This is a genomic window from Myxococcales bacterium, from assembly GCA_016720545.1.
Classification (GTDB): domain Bacteria; phylum Myxococcota_A; class Polyangia; order Polyangiales; family Polyangiaceae; genus JAAFHV01.
In genome coordinates this window covers 24,764-42,158 of sequence record JADKKK010000012.1, presented here as the reverse complement: position 1 = coordinate 42,158, position 17,395 = coordinate 24,764, and the positions used below count along the sequence as shown (strand labels likewise).

At 71.8% G+C, this 17,395-nt stretch carries 12 protein-coding genes and 1 pseudogene; 7 read left to right on the top strand and 6 right to left on the bottom strand.

From position 1 onward, the window contains the following. Window positions 1–39: 39 nt before the first annotated feature. The 4 genes and pseudogenes from IPQ09_20780 to IPQ09_20765 all read right to left on the bottom strand — a co-directional run bounded on the left by IPQ09_20780 (window position 40) and on the right by IPQ09_20765 (window position 4,912). Window positions 40–1,023, bottom strand: coding sequence for an FAD binding domain-containing protein (locus IPQ09_20780; GenBank protein MBL0196613.1), 984 nt, complete (start codon window positions 1,021–1,023; stop codon window positions 40–42). A 107-nt stretch (window positions 1,024–1,130) separates the two neighbouring features. After that, window positions 1,131–3,374 (bottom strand): molybdopterin-dependent oxidoreductase, encoded by a 2,244-nt coding sequence (locus IPQ09_20775; GenBank protein MBL0196612.1) that lies wholly within the window; start codon window positions 3,372–3,374, stop codon window positions 1,131–1,133. Between the two features lie 44 nt (window positions 3,375–3,418). After that, a complete protein-coding gene (locus tag IPQ09_20770) occupies window positions 3,419–3,976 on the bottom strand; it encodes a (2Fe-2S)-binding protein (protein MBL0196611.1) in 558 nt (185 codons plus the stop codon). Between the two features lie 90 nt (window positions 3,977–4,066). Further along, window positions 4,067–4,912: pseudogene (locus tag IPQ09_20765) on the bottom strand (2-isopropylmalate synthase). On the opposite strand from IPQ09_20765, the gene IPQ09_20760 reads away from it, so the two are divergent. After that, window positions 4,913–5,560: an NTP transferase domain-containing protein gene (locus IPQ09_20760; GenBank protein MBL0196610.1), complete on the top strand. Its 648-nt coding sequence runs from the start codon at window positions 4,913–4,915 to the stop codon at window positions 5,558–5,560. Between the two features lie 134 nt (window positions 5,561–5,694). On the opposite strand, the gene IPQ09_20755 is transcribed toward IPQ09_20760, so the two are convergent. Beyond that, window positions 5,695–7,161, bottom strand: a complete 1,467-nt coding sequence (locus IPQ09_20755) for a DUF1565 domain-containing protein (protein ID MBL0196609.1) — start codon at window positions 7,159–7,161, stop codon at window positions 5,695–5,697. Window positions 7,162–7,437: 276 nt separating this feature from the next. Between IPQ09_20755 and IPQ09_20750 the strand changes: the two genes are divergently transcribed. From IPQ09_20750 to IPQ09_20730, 5 genes are all read left to right on the top strand, one after another. Further along, a complete protein-coding gene (locus IPQ09_20750) occupies window positions 7,438–10,593 on the top strand; it encodes a glycosyltransferase family 39 protein (GenBank protein ID MBL0196608.1) in 3,156 nt (1,051 codons plus the stop codon). A gap of 549 nt (window positions 10,594–11,142) precedes the next feature. Next, window positions 11,143–12,996, top strand: a complete 1,854-nt coding sequence (locus tag IPQ09_20745; GenBank protein ID MBL0196607.1) for an acyl-CoA dehydrogenase — start codon at window positions 11,143–11,145, stop codon at window positions 12,994–12,996. A gap of 111 nt (window positions 12,997–13,107) precedes the next feature. Further along, the gene (locus IPQ09_20740; protein MBL0196606.1) at window positions 13,108–14,022 is read left to right on the top strand and encodes a hypothetical protein; all 915 of its coding nucleotides are present in this window, start codon (window positions 13,108–13,110) and stop codon (window positions 14,020–14,022) included. A gap of 45 nt (window positions 14,023–14,067) precedes the next feature. After that, window positions 14,068–15,645: a hypothetical protein gene (locus IPQ09_20735; GenBank protein ID MBL0196605.1), complete on the top strand. Its 1,578-nt coding sequence runs from the start codon at window positions 14,068–14,070 to the stop codon at window positions 15,643–15,645. Window positions 15,646–15,767: 122 nt separating this feature from the next. Then, complete coding sequence (locus tag IPQ09_20730) at window positions 15,768–16,031, top strand: DUF4266 domain-containing protein (protein ID MBL0196604.1); 264 nt, start codon at window positions 15,768–15,770, stop codon at window positions 16,029–16,031. A 563-nt stretch (window positions 16,032–16,594) separates the two neighbouring features. On the opposite strand, the gene folB is transcribed toward IPQ09_20730, so the two are convergent. Then, entirely contained in the window at window positions 16,595–16,978 is a 384-nt protein-coding gene (gene folB, locus IPQ09_20725; protein ID MBL0196603.1) for a dihydroneopterin aldolase, read from the bottom strand. A 231-nt stretch (window positions 16,979–17,209) separates the two neighbouring features. Between folB and IPQ09_20720 the strand changes: the two genes are divergently transcribed. Continuing rightward, complete coding sequence (locus tag IPQ09_20720) at window positions 17,210–17,386, top strand: hypothetical protein (GenBank protein ID MBL0196602.1); 177 nt, start codon at window positions 17,210–17,212, stop codon at window positions 17,384–17,386. Window positions 17,387–17,395 lie beyond the last annotated feature (9 nt).

The following is a 17,395-nucleotide window of genomic DNA, read 5'->3' as shown; positions in this document are numbered from 1 at the left end:
CCGCGCGGGCCCGCCGCCCGCTTCGTGGCGACGCGCGAGTCAGACCGAACGCTGGAGCCGAGTGAGGGCCTCTCGGACCAGCACCGGCACCATCTCGCGTCGCCAGAGCGCGTCGCCCTCGATGTTGGGGAGCGGCGTGCACTCGGCGCGTGCAGCCTGCGCGATCGCCTCCGTCGGGAGCTCCGCGAGGCGCGCCCCGAGGGCCAGCGGGCGCGCCTTGCCGACCGACCTGGGCCGCGCCGCGAGCGCGGACACCACAATCTCGAGCTGCGAGACGAGGTCGCCGTCGAGATCCACTCGCGCCGCGAGCGAGAGGAGCGGGAAGTCGATGGCCCCTCTCGTGCGCAGCTTCTGGTACCCGCTGATCCTTCCGGCCACCACGGGCACCACGAGCGCGGTGACGACCTCGCCTGCGGAGAGCGCCGTGTTGGCGAGGCCGTTCGCGGTGTAGAAGTCGCTCGCGCGGACAGCGCGAGACCCGCCGGGGCCCACGATCGAGACCGTCGCGTCGAGGGCGATCGCCGCCGCAGCCGTGTCGTTCGAGGCCGCCGCCACACATCGCTTGCCGCCCGCCACGACGTGACAGATCGCGCCGTCCTTCTTCAGGCAGTACCCGAGCGCCTCGCGCCAGAAGTGGCTCTGGTTGTAGTACCGACAGCGCGTGTCCAGGCAGAGGTTCCCTCCCAGGGTCCCCATCCGGCGGTGGTGTGGCCCCCCCACCGAGCGCGCCGCCTCCCCGAGCGCGCGCGCGTGCGCTTGGATCGCGGGGTGTTCCCCAATGGCCTCCAGCGTGGTCATGGCACCGACTCGGACGGAGCTCTCCGTGTAAGAGATGCCGCGGAGCGAGGCGACCCCGGCCAGCGACACGAGCCAGCGCGGCGTGAGCAGTCCATGCTTCATGTTCGGGAGCAGATCGGTTCCACCCGCCACCAGCGTGGCGCTCTCGCCGTGCTCCCGGAGCAACGCGAGGACCTCCTCGATCGAGCCCGGCGTGGCGAGAGAAAACGGAGGGAGTGGCAGCATTCCTAGGGCTCCGCGCTCAAGGCTGGTGGTGACGACACGAGATCGCGGGGTGGGGCCTCCGCGAGCGTTCGTCGCTCGCGGGCCGATCCGCGGGGCCGCGCCCGACCCTAGACACGCGCGGCTCGCTGCGCGCGGAGCGCGTTCAGAACTCGTGCTGGAGAGAACGGGAGGCTGTCGAGTCGGACACCGACGGCGTCATAGATCGCGTTGGCGACCGCCGGGATGCTGGAGTGGAGAGGCCCTTCGCCCGCCTCCTTCGCGCCGAGCGGCCCCTCCGGGTCGTACGGCTCGACCAGAATCGACTCGATCTCCGGGACGTCGAGGCTCGTGGGTATTCTGTAGTCCAGCAGGTTTGGACCGTGATGGAGCCCGTTATCGTCAATCAGGTGTCCCTCGAAGAGCGCCTCGGCGACCCCCATATAGACGCTCCCCTCGATCTGATTGTGCACGAGCGTGGGACAGATCGCCCTGCCGCAGTCGTGCGCGCACCAGACCTTGACCACCGTGACGACGCCCGTGTCTTCATCGACCGACACCTCGGCGACGTGGGCCGTGAACGAGTAGGCGGGCGACGCCCCGATCTTCCCGCCGCGATAGGCCCCTCCAAGGTCCGGTGGGGTCTTGTAGAAGCCCGTCGCGCCGAGAGTCCCAAACCGGGCCTCGGCGCGCCGGATGACCTCGTCGACGGCGAGCGCATGCCCCGCGGCGTCCAGCGAGCACACGTAGCCCCCCGAGAAGACCAGGCGCGACGGCTCGCACCCGAACGCCTCCGAGGCGACCACGGCGAGCTTGTCTCGAATCGCGCGGGCCGCCATCAAGCACGCGTTGCCGTTCATGAACGTGCCCCGTGACGAGTACGCGCCGAGATCCACGGGGCAGAGATCGGTGTCCGCCGAGACCACGCGGATCGACCCGAGTCCAATGCCGAGGACGTCGGCCACGAGGGTCGCCATCAACGTGTCGGTGCCTTGACCTATCTCGCTCGCGCCGTTGAACACCGTGACGACCCCCGAGCGGTCGACCTTCAACTGAACCGCGCTCTGCGGCATGTCGTTCGGATAGATTGGGTAGTTCGTCCCGGAGATGTAGGCCGATGAGGCCACGCCGAGGCCGCGCCCTCGCCCGAGCGCGCCGCGGCGCCGTCGCCAACCGGACGCCTCCTCGACCTTGGCGAGGCACTCGAGGTAGCCGTTCGAGGTGATCCGCATCCCGTTGAGCGTGGTTGACTGAGGAGCCGCGGCGTTCCTCCTGCGGAGCTCGATGGGGTCCATCTCGAGCTTCGAGGCGAGCTTGTCGAGCGCCACCTCGAGGGCGAAGCGTGGCTGCACGCTCCCGTGACCTCGCTTCGGTCCACAGGGAGGCTTGTTGGTGAAGTATCGAGCCGAGCAGAAGCGATACGTCGCCGTGGTCGTCGGTGCGGTGAGGAGCTGTCCTGAGTAATAGGTCGTGACCAGACCGAATGACGAATACGCTCCGCCGTCGATCGCGGTGTGAGCGTCGATCGCCGTGATCTCCCCCGCGTCCGTCGCCGCCACGGCGAGGTCGATCCGCATGGGGTGTCGACCGCGATGCACGTAGAACTCTTCCTCACGGGTCAGCAGAATTTTCACCGGACGCCCCGTCAGCATGGCGAGCTTCGCCACTACGATTTCGTGCCCGAACGGCTCGCTCTTCCCCCCGAACGCTCCGCCCACCGGCGGCTGGATGACGCGGACACGTGTGGGGGATACGCCGAGCACTCGAGAGAGCTCGCGGTGCAGGTAGTGCGGGACCTGCGTGGAGGACCACACGGTCAGCAGACCTGCGCCGTCGAATTGCGCGATCGCCACGTGGGTCTCGATGGGCGCGTGGGCGCTCCCCTCGAAGAAGTACGTATCCCGGACGACCACGTCTGCTCGCTCGCACGCCCCGTCGACGTCGCCGAAGGCGAGCTCGACGGTCTTGCTGACGTTGTCGCGTCGCGAGTCGCCGAGACCGAGCTCGGGCATGGTGATCGCCGCGTCCAGCGTCGTCGCCGCGGGGAGTCGCTCGTACTCCACGCGGACCAGCCGGCTCGCGATGTTGGCCGTGCGCTCGTCGATGGCCGCGACCGCCGCCACGCCGTCGCCAACGTACCGCGCCGTCCCGACCGCGAGCGCGTGCTCGTCGGGCGTCCACGGGATGATGCCGAAGCGGCCTGGCAGGTCCTCGCCGGTGATGCACGCGACGACCCCGGGCACCGCCAGGGCCTGTGACGCGTCGATTCCGACGATGCGGGCGTGAGGGTGCGGGCAGCGAACGATCTTCGCGAAGAGCATGCGCGGGAGCTTGATGTCGTCGGTGAAGCGCGTCTCGCCGCGGACGCGACGCACGAGGTCGTGGCGCCTCCCCGCGCGCCCGACCGGCCCCTCGGCGCTCACGAGGAGCGCTCCCGGTACGGAGGCAGCGGTGGGGGAGCGTGCTCTTCCCCGCTGGGCATGGGCGATGCGCGCTCGCCTCGCGCACGAGCCGCCTCGTCCATGACCGCATCGACGATCGCCCCATATCCCGTGCACCGGCACAGATTGCCGGAGATCGCGGCCCGCACGGCCGCTCGCGTGGGCCGCTTGTCGCGGGCGAGGAGCGCTTTCGCGCTCATCAGCATCCCGGGTGTACAGAACCCACACTGGCCAGCACCGCGACGGTCGAACGCGTCGAGCAGCCCGTCCAGCGAAGGGGCACCGCTCAGCGACTCGACCGTCGTCACCTGTCGTCCGTGACACATCAACGCGAGGGTGAGACAGGCGAGCACGGGCTCACCGTCGACGAGGACGGTGCACGCGCCGCAGTCTCCCTTGTCGCACCCTTGCTTCGTGCCCGTGAGGTCCAGATCGTAACGAAGCAGCTCGAGCAAGGTCCGACTCGGCGCGACCGAAGTGCGGACGTTGTCGCCGTTGATCACGAGCTGCAGCGGCTCCTGAGGCTCCGCGACCATCGAGAGATCGCCGGAGAGCGCCGATTCCGCGAGCGCTCTGTACGCGCCCAACGCGGCGGCGGGCGGCGCCCGACGAACCCCGGCAGCCGCGAGCTGCTCGACGAGGTGCTCCATCGCCGTGTTCCCACATCGCTCGCCGACGCCGCCGGCGGTCGCGTGGACCGCCGACGCGCCGGCGCGGGCGGCCGCGAGCGCGTTGCCCAGGGCGAGGCCTCGATCGTTGTGCCCATGCCAGTCGAGCTCGACCTCGGGCGCCCCGAGCTCACGAAGCAGCCCCGTCGCGAAGTCCACCAACGCCGCCGCGCCGCTCGGGTCGACGTGGCCGACCGTGTCGCAGAGGCAAATGCGCGCAGCCCCGGCCTCGACGGCGGCCGCGAACATCTGCCGAAGCACGGCGGGCGGCGTCCGAGTGGTGTCTTCGAGGACGAGACAGAAGGGCAGCCCCGCCGCGCGCGCGACCCGCGACGCCTCCGCCACGCGCTCGAGCAGGAACGAGAGCGCCCATCCCTCGACGTATTGCCGAATCGGCGAGCTGCCGATGAACGAATAGACGTCGATGGCCTGCCCCGCGCGGGCGGACACGTCCGCGATGGCCCGAACGTCTGCGGCCGTGGTCCGCGCGGCGGCGGTCATGCGGACCGGCAGTCTCGCGTCGGAGACCTCTCGCGCCAGCGCGACGGCGTCTCGCACCGCGCGGGGGCCTGCCGCGGGCAGCCCGATGGAGACCGCGTCGACGCCAATGTCGATCATGGCGTGAAGGAGGGCGATCTTCCGGTGAATGGGCGGATCGCACGCGGACGCGCTCTGCAGCCCATCGCGGAGTGTCTCGTCGACCACCTGTGGCCCGCGTCGCCAGGGGACGACCCGGGTCTCGCCTTCTTCTCCGCAGCAGCGATTCCAGTCGTGAGCGCCGTTCGAATCGACTAGTCCACACATATGGCACCTGGCCTCGACGCGATCGTTCTGGCCGCGGGCACCGGCCGTCGCATGGGAGGGGCGAAAGGGCGAATCCTGATCGGCGGCGTCTCGCTCGCGAGAAGGCACCTTCGGGAGGCGCGCGTCGTCGGTTGTCGGCGCGTCGTGATCGTGGCGAGTCCGGAGGAGTGCGCGTGGCTCACCCGCGAGTGCGCGCTGGACGCGACCGAGGGAGCGGCGCCGGTGATCGTGGTCTCCTCGTCCGCGCCAGACCAAGCCGGCTCTCTCGCGCTCGCCGTGCAGGCGCTCGGCGGCCCGCCTTCCACGGCGCTTGGCGAATTCGTGTTGATCACCCCGATCGACACCCTCCCGGTGTCCACGGCCACCCTGGCCTCGCTGCTCGACGCGCTCGCCGCCGGTGCGCTTGCAGCCACCCCCACATGCGAAGGTCGCGGCGGGCACCCTGCGATCTTGCGGCGCGCCGCGCTCGCGAGGTATCGGCGCGGGTCGGCGCCGCCCGCGCCGCCCCTCCGCGAGCTGCTCACGTCCCTAGGGCCGCTCCGGGTGCGCGTCCCGGTCGACGATCCCGACGTCCTGACCGATCTCGACACCCCCGAGGACGTCACTCGTCTCACGGGCGCCCCTCCTCGGTTCTGCTCGGAGGTCTGAGCGCCCACCGGTGGAGCATGGCTCCCCTTCCGCGGCGGCGACTTGAGCGATGTCAGCGGGCGACGGCGCGGGCGACGGCGCGCGGCGCGGACGGGAGTCCGTCGCGGAGGTGCGCGGGCGCGAAGCGCGCGGCGCTACTTCAGCTCCAGCGCGGGCAGCGCTTGGCCGGCCGCTCCGTCGTTCGTGCCCGGCGCGCCGCCTGCGCCGGCCGCGCCCGCGTTGGTCGCGTCGGCCGTGAGCTTGGTGGCCGGGTCGGTCGTGGGCTTCTTGCCTGCGAACGCGAGCGCCACGCTCACGCCTCCCGCGCCGCCACCACCTGCTCCGCCGCCTCCGCCGTCGCCCCCAACGCCGCCCGAGCAGCCGTCGGGCACTGGCACCCCCGCCGCGCCGCCGCGTTGCCCCGGTTGGCCCGCGGCGCCTTTGCCTCCGGCGCCGGCCTTCCCCGACACCAGCTCCGTCGACACCAGGTTCACGGTCGCGCCCAGCGAGAGCAGCGCGAAGCTCGCGCCACCTCCCGCTCCGCCTCCTCCACCGGCGCCGCCGCAGCCTCCGGCTCCGCCTCCGCCGCCACCTCCCGCGCCGCGTCCTGCGCCGCCTCCTCCTCCCCGTCCGGGCTCGCCCGGCAGGCCGCTCGCCCCCTTGCCGGGCGCCCAGGCGTTGCTCGTGAGGGCCCCCACGCTCTTGGCGCCCTCGCCCGGTCCGCGATCTCCGGCAGAGGCACCAGGCCGCCCGCCCTGCCCGCCAGCGCACTCGGCGATCGTGCCACCCGCGCCGCCCGTCCCGCTTGGGCCTCCGGCGATTCCGGGCTCTTCGGAGCCCGCCGTGCCGAGACCACCTCGACCGCCCGTGCCGCCGCTCGTCCCACTTGGGCACGAGTGCATCGCGAGCCCGCCGCCGTTCGCTCCCATCGCCGCGTTTCCCGGGGTCGCTCGCGGCTCCAGGGTGAACGCCGCCAGCGTCCCGTCCGGTCCGGCGCCCGCCGCCCCGCCGCGCACCACGCTCCGCACCGCCTCCACCACCGTGGTGGCACCGCTCACTCGCAGGCCGATCGAGCTCGCGCCCGGCCCGCTCGTCGGGCCCGTGAGGTCCACGTCGGTCAGCCGCACCCGGCCTGCCTCCACGCTCACCGCCGCCTCGTTCCCCGCCAGCCCCACCAGCCGCGCCCTGGGGCCTGCCTTGTCGAACGTGCACGCCACCCCGCCGTACACCTCCACGTCCCGCGTCAGCGTGGCCCCCACGTCGTACTGGCCATCGCACACCACAATCCGCTGCCGGCCCGTCTCCAGCGCCTTGGCCAACGTCCTGAAAGGTTTGGCCTTTGTGCCAGGATCGGCGTCGCTCCCCGTGGGCGACACGTACACGCCGAATCCGTCCACCAGGCACTTCTCGGGGTTCTTCGTCGGGTCGGTCACGGTGTCGCACCCGGGCGGCGGCGGCGCGTCCACACCGCCATCCACACCGCCCTCGCCAGGGAGCGTCGCGCCGTCGGCGAGGCCGCCGTCGCCACACCCGCCGTAGTCGCACGCCGAGGGAAACTGCGGACAGCCGGCCAACACGAGCCCGACGAGCAGGACCGGAACCACGACGGCGACACGTCTCATTGCTCGACCTCCAAGGGACCTGCGGGCCCCCTCCGCGCTGCGCGCGCGAAGTCTGCATCAGGGCCACCGCGAGCGCACGATTTTCAGCGCGGCGACGCCTCGTCGCGGCGGGCGCGACCGGCGCACGACGCCCGCGCGGCCCGCCCGCGCCCCGAGGGAACGCCCCGCTCCACCGCCTCGACGCGCGGCGCGGGCAAATGGCGGCCCCGAGGCAAACCGATAGCCCGGCGCTCCCAAAGTTGCTAATCCCGTGCGGATCTTGCGCTTGAGCCGGCCATGAGCGAACCCCCGAACAAAGACGACGCGCCCTCCCCCGCCGATCCGGCGAACGATCCGCCCGCGCCCGAGGCCCAGCCCCCGGTGACCGCCGAGCCGTCCGAGGCGGGGCCGAGGTCCACGCCGCCGACCGTCGACGCGCAGGCGTACGCCGCCCCGGTCGAGGCGCCGAAGGCCGACGCGCAGGCCGCGCCAGAAGCGGCAGGGGCCGACGCCGCTTCGGTCGAGGCGCCCAAGGCCGACGCGCCCGACGCTGACGCTCCCCAGCCCGAGAAGCGCCGCGGAAATCCTCTGCGCGTTCAGGCCCTTGGCCTCGTGCTGGCCGGCGGCTTCGGGCTCTTCTTTCTCATGGCGAAGAACGCCCAGTGGCGCCTCGGCGTGCCGCTCGGGGTGGTCTTCGCGTGCGTCGCCGCGTTCGGCGTCATGGACCTGCTGGGCTCGTTCGACGACCCCGAAGAGCGCGTGGTCCACCGCAGCGCGTTCGGCGCCCTCGCGGTCCCGCTCGCCGCGACCGTCGGGTCGTTCTGCGCGTTCGCGGGCTCGCTCAGCCTCGCCCAGGCCAACACCTTCGGCCCGCAGTGGGGCTGGGGCATCGTGGTCACCGCCACGTTCATCGCGTTCGTCGCCAGCGTCTTCAAGGCCGGCGTAGTGCTCGGCCCGTACGCGAAGGACGAGCTCGACCAAGACCGCCCGCTGCTGAAGCGCCACGGCTTCTGGGTCGTGCTCGCCGGGGCCCTGCTCTATTTCCCCGCGATGGGCGTCTTCTCGCTTTGGGATCCCTGGGAGACCCACTACGGCGAGGTGGCCCGCGAGATCCTCGCGCGCGACGACTGGATTTCGCTCTGGTGGGCGCAAGACGGCTGGTTCTGGTCGAAGCCCATCCTTAACTTCTGGATCCAGTCGCTGGCGATGTCCGCGCTCGGCACGCACTACCAGGCCGACCAGATGATGCAGGGCGGCTTCGCCCACCCCGAGTGGGTCGTGCGCGCGCCGAACGTGCTCATGACCATCCTCGCGCAGTACGTGGTCTACAAGGGCGTCGCGAAGGTGTTCGGCCGGCGCGCGGGGCTGCTCGGGGGCGTGGTGCTGGTGACCATGCCGGACTGGTTCTTCCTCGCGCACCAGACCATGACCGACATGCCCTTCGTGTCGGCCATGACCGCCGCGATGGGCCTCTTGCTGCTCGGCCTGAACACTTCGGAGGGAGAGCGCGCGCGCCTCTACGAGGTCGACGCGTTCGGCCGCAAGCTGCGCCTCTCGGGGTTTCACCTGCTCTTTGGGGTGATCCTGATCTGCGCGCTGCCTCAGATCGTGTACCTGCTCACGCGCAACGTGGAGCTCGTGCTCTACGGGAGCGGCGCCAAGGGCTTCCGGCTCCACCTCGACGAGTTCCGGGCGGGCTCGGCGCTGAACTGCGGGCTCCCGGGGAACGAGGCCTGCCACGCGGCCGTGCCGGCCAGCATCCCGCGCGGCCTGCCGTCGAACCCCACGGGCTTCGGCCCCTCCATGCTCCGGTTCTTCGGCAGCGTGGAGCCGTCGGTGCAGGGCACGGTGTGGCTCGCGCTGCTCTCGGGCCTCCTCTACCTGAACTGGGGGGAGCGCCGCACGCGCCGGCTCTTCTACATTGGCGCTTGGTTCTTCGCCGCGATCGCCACGATGGGCAAGGGACCCGCGGGCTTCATCCTGCCCGGCGTGTGCGCGTTCGCGTACGTCGCCACGAAGAAGCGCTGGTCGGAGATCACGAAGCTCGAGCTGTGGAGCGGCCTGCTCGTGCTCGCCACCGTCGCGGCGCCGTGGTTCGTCGCCATGTACATCCGGCACGGCTCGCCGTTCACCGATCGCCTGTTCTTCCACGACATGTTCAACCGCGCCTTCTCGCACGTGCACGACACGAACGAGGGCGACGACACGTCGATCCGCTTCTACCTTTGGCAGCTCGGCTACGCGCTCTTCCCGTGGACGGGCCTCGCGCCTCTAGGTCTGATGTATTGGCTGCGGCGCAGTGACTCGGCCGACGAGGGGCGCGGCGACGCCTCGATCTTCCTCGTCATGTGGTTCGTGTTCGCCTTCGCGCTGTTCACGTTCATGGGCACGAAGTTCCACCACTACATCTTCCCGGCGGTGCCGCCGGCGGCGATGCTCATCGGCGTGGCCCTCGACGACGCGATGCGCCGCACCGCGTGGGCGCGCCGAGACCGTGTGCTCCCGTACGGCGCTGGCATGCTCGTGGGCGCGGCGGCGCTGGTCTACGGCGTGTCGCGCTTCTTCCCGGGCTCGGTGCTCGGCACGAAGCTCGGGGCCACACAGAGCGAGCTCGCCGAGCCCTCGATGTTCGTGGGCGCCGCGATGGTGGTCTTCGGGCTCGTGGTCGTGGGGGCGACCATCGCCGTCTGGAGCCGCCCCGCGAGCGACGAGGACGAGGCGCCGCGCGCGGTGGTCCGCGACGACAAGACCCCGTACCGCGGCGGGCTCTCCGTGGAGCCCGAAGACGCGGCCTCTATCCGGGCGCCCCACGAGGCGCTCATGATCGCGACCGCGGCGGTGGCTGGCGCGCTGCTCCTCGTGCTCGTCGGGCGCGACCTCGGCACGAAGCCGTTCGGCGCCGACCAGCCGGGCGCGATCCGCCTGCTCCAGCTCTTCACGTACAACTATCGCCGCACCTGGCCCGATCACCTCGACTTCTCGGCGGCGCTCCGCGCGTTCGCGGCGATCGCGATCCTCGCGTCGATGCTCTTCGCGGTGAAGCGCATGCGGGCGCACGCGGTGAGCCTGTTCGTGGCGCTCGGGCTGGTCTTCGGCGCCTGGGGCGTGGACGTCTACATGGTGAAGACCGCGCCCCACTGGGGCCAGCGCGAGGTCATCGAGGCGTACTACAAGGCCCGCTCCTCGCCGAACGAGCCGCTCGTGGCCTACCAGATGAACTGGAAGGGCGAGAACTTCTACACGTCGAACCGCGTCCCCGCGTTCGTCTCCTCCGGCGCGCCGTTCACCAAGTGGGTGAAGGAGCAGCGCGACAAGGGCGTGAACGTCATGTTCTTCGTCACCGAGCCGGGTCGCCTCGGCGGCCTGCGAACCGAGGCAGGCGCGAAGACGTACAAGGAGCTCACGGACAAGACCGTGAACAACAAGTTCGTGACCGTCCGCGCCGAGTTCTGAGCGCAGACCGCGAGCTGCGTGCGTGCTCGACCCGCGCGGGCCAGGGCTCCCTGGGCTTGCCGCGCGCGCGCGCGGGCTACGAAGACGAAACCCCTCTCTCCGCGGGCGCGGGAGAGGGGCTCTTAGCCCAAGGAAGCAGCGCCTCGGCGCGCCGGGAGTAGCGCACCTCAGCGAAAGCGAAGCGCCGGAACCGGCAACAAGACAAGCCAAAGCGGGCCGAGGCCCTGAGGCCTCTCAAGCAGCGCGCGTGCCAAGCGTGAAAACGCAGCGCGCGGGCCGAGTCACCGCGTCCGCGTAGGGGGCGGGTCGGGCGTTCGTGTCGCGGCCCGCGCCGCCCTGCCGCTCCGAGGCCTCACCGGCGCCGGTCCCTCGCGTTTCGGACACTGAATGCTCATTCATTCTTGACGCACCCGCCCATTGCCTCCAGGATCCCCCACGCCGCGGCGCGCAAAGCGCACGACTCTCCGGCGCTCGCGCCGCAGCTCTGGCGTAACCCCCTCAGCAAAGCGCCCCCGTCCCCCGCACCGCCACCCATCGAAGGAGCCGACCGTGTCGAACGTCCAAGCCATCAACCGCTACAAGGCCGACCTCCGCGAGATCTACTTTCTGCTGTTCGAGCAGTTCAAGCTGGGCGAGCTGCTCGGCAAGGGCCCGTTCGAGGCCTGGGGCGAGGAAGAGGTGCGCACCTCCATCAGCGAGGGCTACCGCTGGGTGCGCGAGGTCACGGGCCCGCTGAACGTCGTCGGCGACATCGAGGGCTGCAAGCTCGTGGACGGCCGCGTCGTGACCCCGACGGGGTTCAAGGACGCGTGGACCAAGCTCTACGAGGCCGGCTGGAAGTCGATGAGCGTCTCGCCCGAGTTCGGCGGCGCCGGCTCGCCCTTCAGCGTGCAGATCGTCCTCGAGGAGTTCATGTCGGGCGCGAACACCGCCTTCAACATGTACCCGGGGCTCGCGTTCGGCGCAGGCGAGGTCATCGCGCACTTCGGCACGCCCGAGCAGAAGAAGCTCTTCGCGCCGCGCATGTTCAACGGCACGTGGGGCGGCACCATGTGCCTCACGGAGCCTCAGGCGGGCAGCGACGTGGGCTCCGCCACGACGAGCGCCACGAAGAACGCCGACGGCAGCTACAGCATCAAGGGCACCAAAATCTACATCTCCGGCGGCGACCACGATCTCGCCGCGAACGTCGTGCACCTCGTGCTCGCCCGCGTCGAGGGGGCGCCGGCGGGCACGAAGGGGCTCACGCTGTTCATCGTGCCGCGCGTCCGCACCGACGAGGACGGCGTCCTCGGCCAGGAGAACGACGTCCGCGTCACGGCCCTCGAGCACAAGATGGGCATCAACGGCTCGGCCACCTGCGTGCTCACGTTCGGCGACTCCGACGGCTGCATCGGCCGGCCCGTGGGTGGCGACGCGAAGCTCAACCAGGGCATGCCGCAGATGTTCGTGATGATGAACGCCGCGCGCATCTCGGTGGGCGTGCAGGGCCTCTCGCTCGCGTCGTCGGCGTACCTGAACGCCCTCGAGTACGCGAAGGAGCGCAAGCAAGGCGCGAGCATGGCCCACTGGAAGGATCCGACGGCGCCGCGCGTGCCGATCATCGAGCACGCCGACGTGCGGCGCATGCTGCTCGACATGAAGGCGCGGGTCGAGGGCATCCGCGCGCTCGGCATCAAGCTCACCCACCACCAAGACCAGGTCACCTTCCACAAGGGCACGGACGACGCGAAGGCGAGCTACCACCAAGGTCAGGTCGACCTGCTCGTGCCGCTGATGAAGGCCTACGGGTCCGACCAGGGCTTCCGAGTGTGCGAGACCGCCATCCAGACGTACGGCGGCGCCGGCTACACGCGCGACTACCCGGTCGAGCAGTACTGCCGCGACGCCAAGATCCTCAGCATCTACGAGGGCACGAACCACATCCAGGCGATGGACCTCGTGGGCCGAAAGCTCGGCCAGGCGGGCGGCGCGAACTTCCAGGCCTTCATGGCCGACGTGCAGAAGTTCGTCGCGGCCAACGCGGGCCACGCCACCGTCGGCGCCGAAGTGAAGCGCCTCGGCTCCGCCGCTGAGGCGGTCGCGGGCTCGGCGATGCGGCTGCTCATGTGGTTCCAGTCGGGCAACGTCTCGATGGTCCCGCTGGCCGCGAACCGCTTCCTCGAGATGATGAGCGAGCTCGTCCTCGGGTGGCTGCTCCTCGACGGCGCGGTCATCGCGGAGGCCGCGGCGAAGTCGGTCGAGGCGGGCCACCCCGACGTGGCCTTCTACCAAGGCAAGGTGCAGGCCGCGCTCTTTTTCGCGCGCAATATCCTGCCCGGCGTGGCATTCAAGGCCGAGCTGCTCGGCCTCGAGGACAAGTCCGCGGTCGACATCTCCGACGCGTCCTTCGCGGTGGTCTGACCACGCGACCACGCCGCCGCGTGGCGGCCGGCGACGCGCAGCCCCGAAGCTCGGGCGCTGCGCGTCGCTCATTTCGGGCATTTCGAGGTACGTCGGGCTACGGTTTGGCGCGTGGGCTCCTGGCACTTCCTCGTCGCGTGTGGCCTGCTCGCGCTGAGCCTAGGCGCCTGCGACGGCAAAATGGGCCGCATCACGGCCGTGCGCGACGGCGCCCTCGAGGGCGAGGCCGGCGTGGCCCGGGCGTCCAAGGACCTGCCCACGTGCGCGCCCGTGGGCGCCGCGAAGACCCTCGACCCCGCGTGCCTCGATCGGCTCGCGACCGCGCTCGGCTCGAAGAATGGGTACCACGCCGTCCCCGTCGACCAAGCGAGCGCGGCCACCGTGGCGGTCCTCGTGGGACGCGACGGGCTCGGCTACGCCATCGGCCGCGCCGACGCTTGGCTCGACCTGCTGAAGAACGGCCGCGGGACGGGCGTCGACGCGCTCCGCCTCGTCGTGGCGAGCGGCATGGCGCGCGAGGCGGCGGTCGTCGGGCAGCGGACCGAAGACGAGGCGGTGGCCCGCCGCATGATGCTCGCGGTCGCGACGCGCATTCCCGGCGCGTGCTCGACGTATTTTCTCGTGGGCGCTGGGCTCGACCTGAAGGAGCCGGCCCTCCCGCCCGAGCTCCGTGCCGACCACTCGCCCTGCGTCCAGCGCCAACTCTCCTTCCGCGAGGGGCCCGGGGGGCGCTACGGCAGCGGCGTCTTCCGCGCCGCCGAGGGCGCCATGGCGCTATGGCGCGAGACCGAGCGCGCGCTCCGCCTGGGGCTCGACCACGTGGGCGAGCCGGCGCGCGCGCGGCTGCTCGCGGCTCTCGCGCAGATCGAGCCCGCCACGCAGCGCATCGGGCTCCGCCGGGAGCGCGCGACGATCGCCATCGACGTGGGCGCCCGGCTCGCGGAGGCCCACGCCGAGGCCGGCGTGCCGCTCACGCGCGACGCTGGCGTGCGCGAGGCCGGCGCCGACGCTGGCGCCGCGCGCTGAGCGATCTCTCTTTGCGCGCCACGACGGCGGCGCTATGCCTGGACTGTGAAGCTCCCCGCCCTGCTGTCCGCCGATCGCCCCGCCGTGCCGCTCGACGCGGGCTCACCGCCGTCGGGCCGCCGAGGCCGCGCGCGGCCGGCCTTCCGCGCGGCGAGCGCGCTCGTCGCTGGCCTGGGCGCGCTCGCGATGAGCCTCGCCCTCTCGGGGTGCAGCGCCGCGGCCCCCGAGGCCGAGGAGCCCGCCGAGGTCGCGGAGGAGGAGCTCATCTCGTTTCACGGAGTGGCCGCGCGCGACGTCGATCGATCGCTGCCGGACGTCGACACCATCGGCTACGACGTGACGCTCGCCTACCGCGGCGAAGAGACCCGCAGCGTCGGTGGCCGCTCGCTCCGCACGCCCGTGTTCAGCGCGACCGTCACGGCGGCCTACGTCGCGACCGCGCCGATCACCTCGCTCGTGGTCGACTTCACGCAGCCGCACCTCGGGAGGGTGAGCTCGGGCTCCCGCACGCTCGCGTTCCAGGCCGTGGACAGCGACCACGTGAAGGTGTCGCTGGGCAAGACGGTGCGCGCCGGCACGGGCTTCCGGCTCACGTTCGCGTACGAGGTCCTGAGCCGCGAGATCGACGACCGCGAGCGCGAAGACGGCGGCATCGTCGTCACGCCCACATCCATGTATTCTGCAAGCTGGCCGCGCAAGGGCCGCTGGTGGCTGCCGCTCCGCGACTCGCCTCGCGACGGCGCGATGTTCACGGCCAAGCTCACCTTTCCCGAGCAATTCACGGTGGTGTCGAACGGCACCGAGCGGGGCGTCTCCACCGAGGCTGGCATGAAGACGTGGCGGTTCGAGCTGCTGGCGCCCACGCCGAGCTACGGGTTCTTCGTGGGGGCGTCGACCGAGTGGGTGCGCGCCGACGCGACGTCGGCCGGCGGCATCCCCATGCCGTCGTGGGTCACGCGAGCGCACGCGAGCCGGCGCGACGACGTGCTCGGCGGCACGCCGAAGGCCCTCGACTTCCTCGTCTCCACGTACGGCCCCTTCCCCTTCGGCCAGGCCGGCTTCGTGGAGGTCCCGACGACCTGGGGCGGCGGCGGCATGGAGCACCCTACCGTCGTGGCGATCGATCCTTCCGACTTCGTGGGGAGCCCGACCGACGCGCGGCACACGGCCTTCCACGAGCTCTGCCACCACTACAGCGGCGACGGCGTGCGCATCGCGAATTGGGCGGATTTTTGGCTCAGCGAGGGCTTCACCGAGTACCTCACGCACCGGAGCCTCGAGGCCGTCTACGGCAAGACCGTGTCCGACGCGCGCTGGCGCAAGACCCTCTCCGAGGCGCGCGCGACCGCCGCCGAGCACGCGCTCCGGCCGCGCAACGACGCCCTGGACGTGCGCGAGATCTTCGACGGCATCGTCTACGTGAAGGGCGCGTGGGTCCTCCGCACCCTCGAGGAGGCCGTGGGGCGCGAGAAGTTCGACGCGTTCCTGAAGGGCTGGTTCACGCGCCACAAGCACAAGGCCGTGACGACCGAGATGCTCCAGAAGGAGCTCGAGTCGGAGCTCGGCCAGAGCTTCGAGACCCTCTTCACGAGCGCGGTCTACGGCACGGGCCTCCCGGAGTAGGGCGCCAAGGCGAGCGCGGCTCCGTCGTCGCGGGGTGGCGCGGGCGCGCCAGCCTCTGCGCCGCCCGGCCGCCACGCGAGGTCGACGCTGGCGCGCTCGGGCAGACAAAGATCACGCCGTCCGTGATCTATTTTGCCCGCGCGTGCCACGTCCAACCCATGCCGCCCCACCCAACCCGCGTGCCCCTCTTCCCCGGGGTTCCGCTCGCCGCGCCGGCCGTGTTCGGCGCGCTCGCCGGCTGCACGCACGTGCGACCCCACGAGCGCGGCGCGCTCGCGCGGCCGACGATGACCGCGGCCGTGCTCACGGGCGCGGGCGAGGAGCACCTGCACAGCGCGCATGAGGGCGCCACCGGCGGTGGCGGCGGCGGCGGCGGGTGCAACTGAGCCGCGGCAGGCGCGCGCGCTTGCGCTCCGGGTGCCTGACCGCGCTCGTCGCGACGCTCGCCCCGAGCGCGGGCGCCGAGGGCAACACCACCACGAAGGTGCGCACCGAGGTCTCCGGGTACGTCGACTCGGTGGCGGTCTCGGTGCTCGCCCCCGCCGCCTCGGGGGCGCCCTCGTCGACGTCGTGTCGGCGGCGTCGCCCGACATCGTCTCGACGGCCTCGCCGCGGTGGTCGGAGGTGCGGCAGGCGGGGGCGCCAGGGTGTCGCTCGACCTCGCAGAGAAGAACGTCACGCTGAGCGGCGGACACTTCTACGCGCGCGACGTCATCGGCCGCTCGGGCACGTCGTTCTCGGTGTTCTCCCGCACCCTCGACAGGTGAACCCGAGCGCAGGCCCACAAGGGCGACGCGCGCATCACGCCCGGCGACGACGCCGACAAGTGCCTCGTCGCGTGGCTCGCGCGCGCGTGACGACGCGGCGTGCGACCGCGCGGCGAAGGCGCCCTGATCCTCGGCTCGCGGTCACGCCACAAGACGCCGCCACGCCACCGAAAGAAGGGGATCTATTCCGCGCTTCGCCGCGCACGGAGCTCGACCGTGACGCTGTCCACGCTGCTGCGGGTGGGCGGGCGCGACTTGGTGACGGCGACCGTCACGCGCGTGGCCGGGGTGTCCCTCAACACCCGCGCGATGACGCGCTGGGCGAGCGTCTCGAGGAGCAGGCACCGGTGCTCGGTGCCTTCCTGCACCACCAGGGTCGCGAGCCGGTCGTAGTTGTACACGTCGGCGATGTGATCGCCCGTGGGGAGCACGTCGAGCGGCAGGACCACCTCGAGGGAGACGAGGAAATCCTGCGGCAGCGCGCGCTCCGAGTCCGAGACGCCGTGGTGCCCGCGGAAGCGCACGCCGTCGAGCCGCAGCACGTACTCGGCGACGGCGTGGCCCACGCCGGGCGACGAGGCGTCGGCCGGGCGCACGACCGCGCGGGGGCCCGGGGCGGGCCGGGGGTTCTTCGGGGCGGGCTTCACGGGGGTTCGCGCGCGCATAGGCCCCGCGACTCTACGTGACTCCCGGCGAGACCGCATGGCTCTCGACGCCGCCCGCGCCGGGTCTCGGCCGGGGCGCGGGCCGGCGAGGCCGCGCTCGACAACCGCCCGGCGTGTGCGTACGAGGGAGGGATGTGCCTCATCTGCATCGACATGGCGCGAGGAGCGCTTCGCCCCGCGGAGGCGCGGCGGGCCCTCGGAGAGATGCGCGTGGGGTTGGGCTCTGCCCACGCCCGCGAGGTCGAGGAGGCCGTCGCCCGCGCCGAGGCCGAGGACCGGCCCTCGACCGAGCCCCCACCCGCGCCGTGAGCGAGCGCC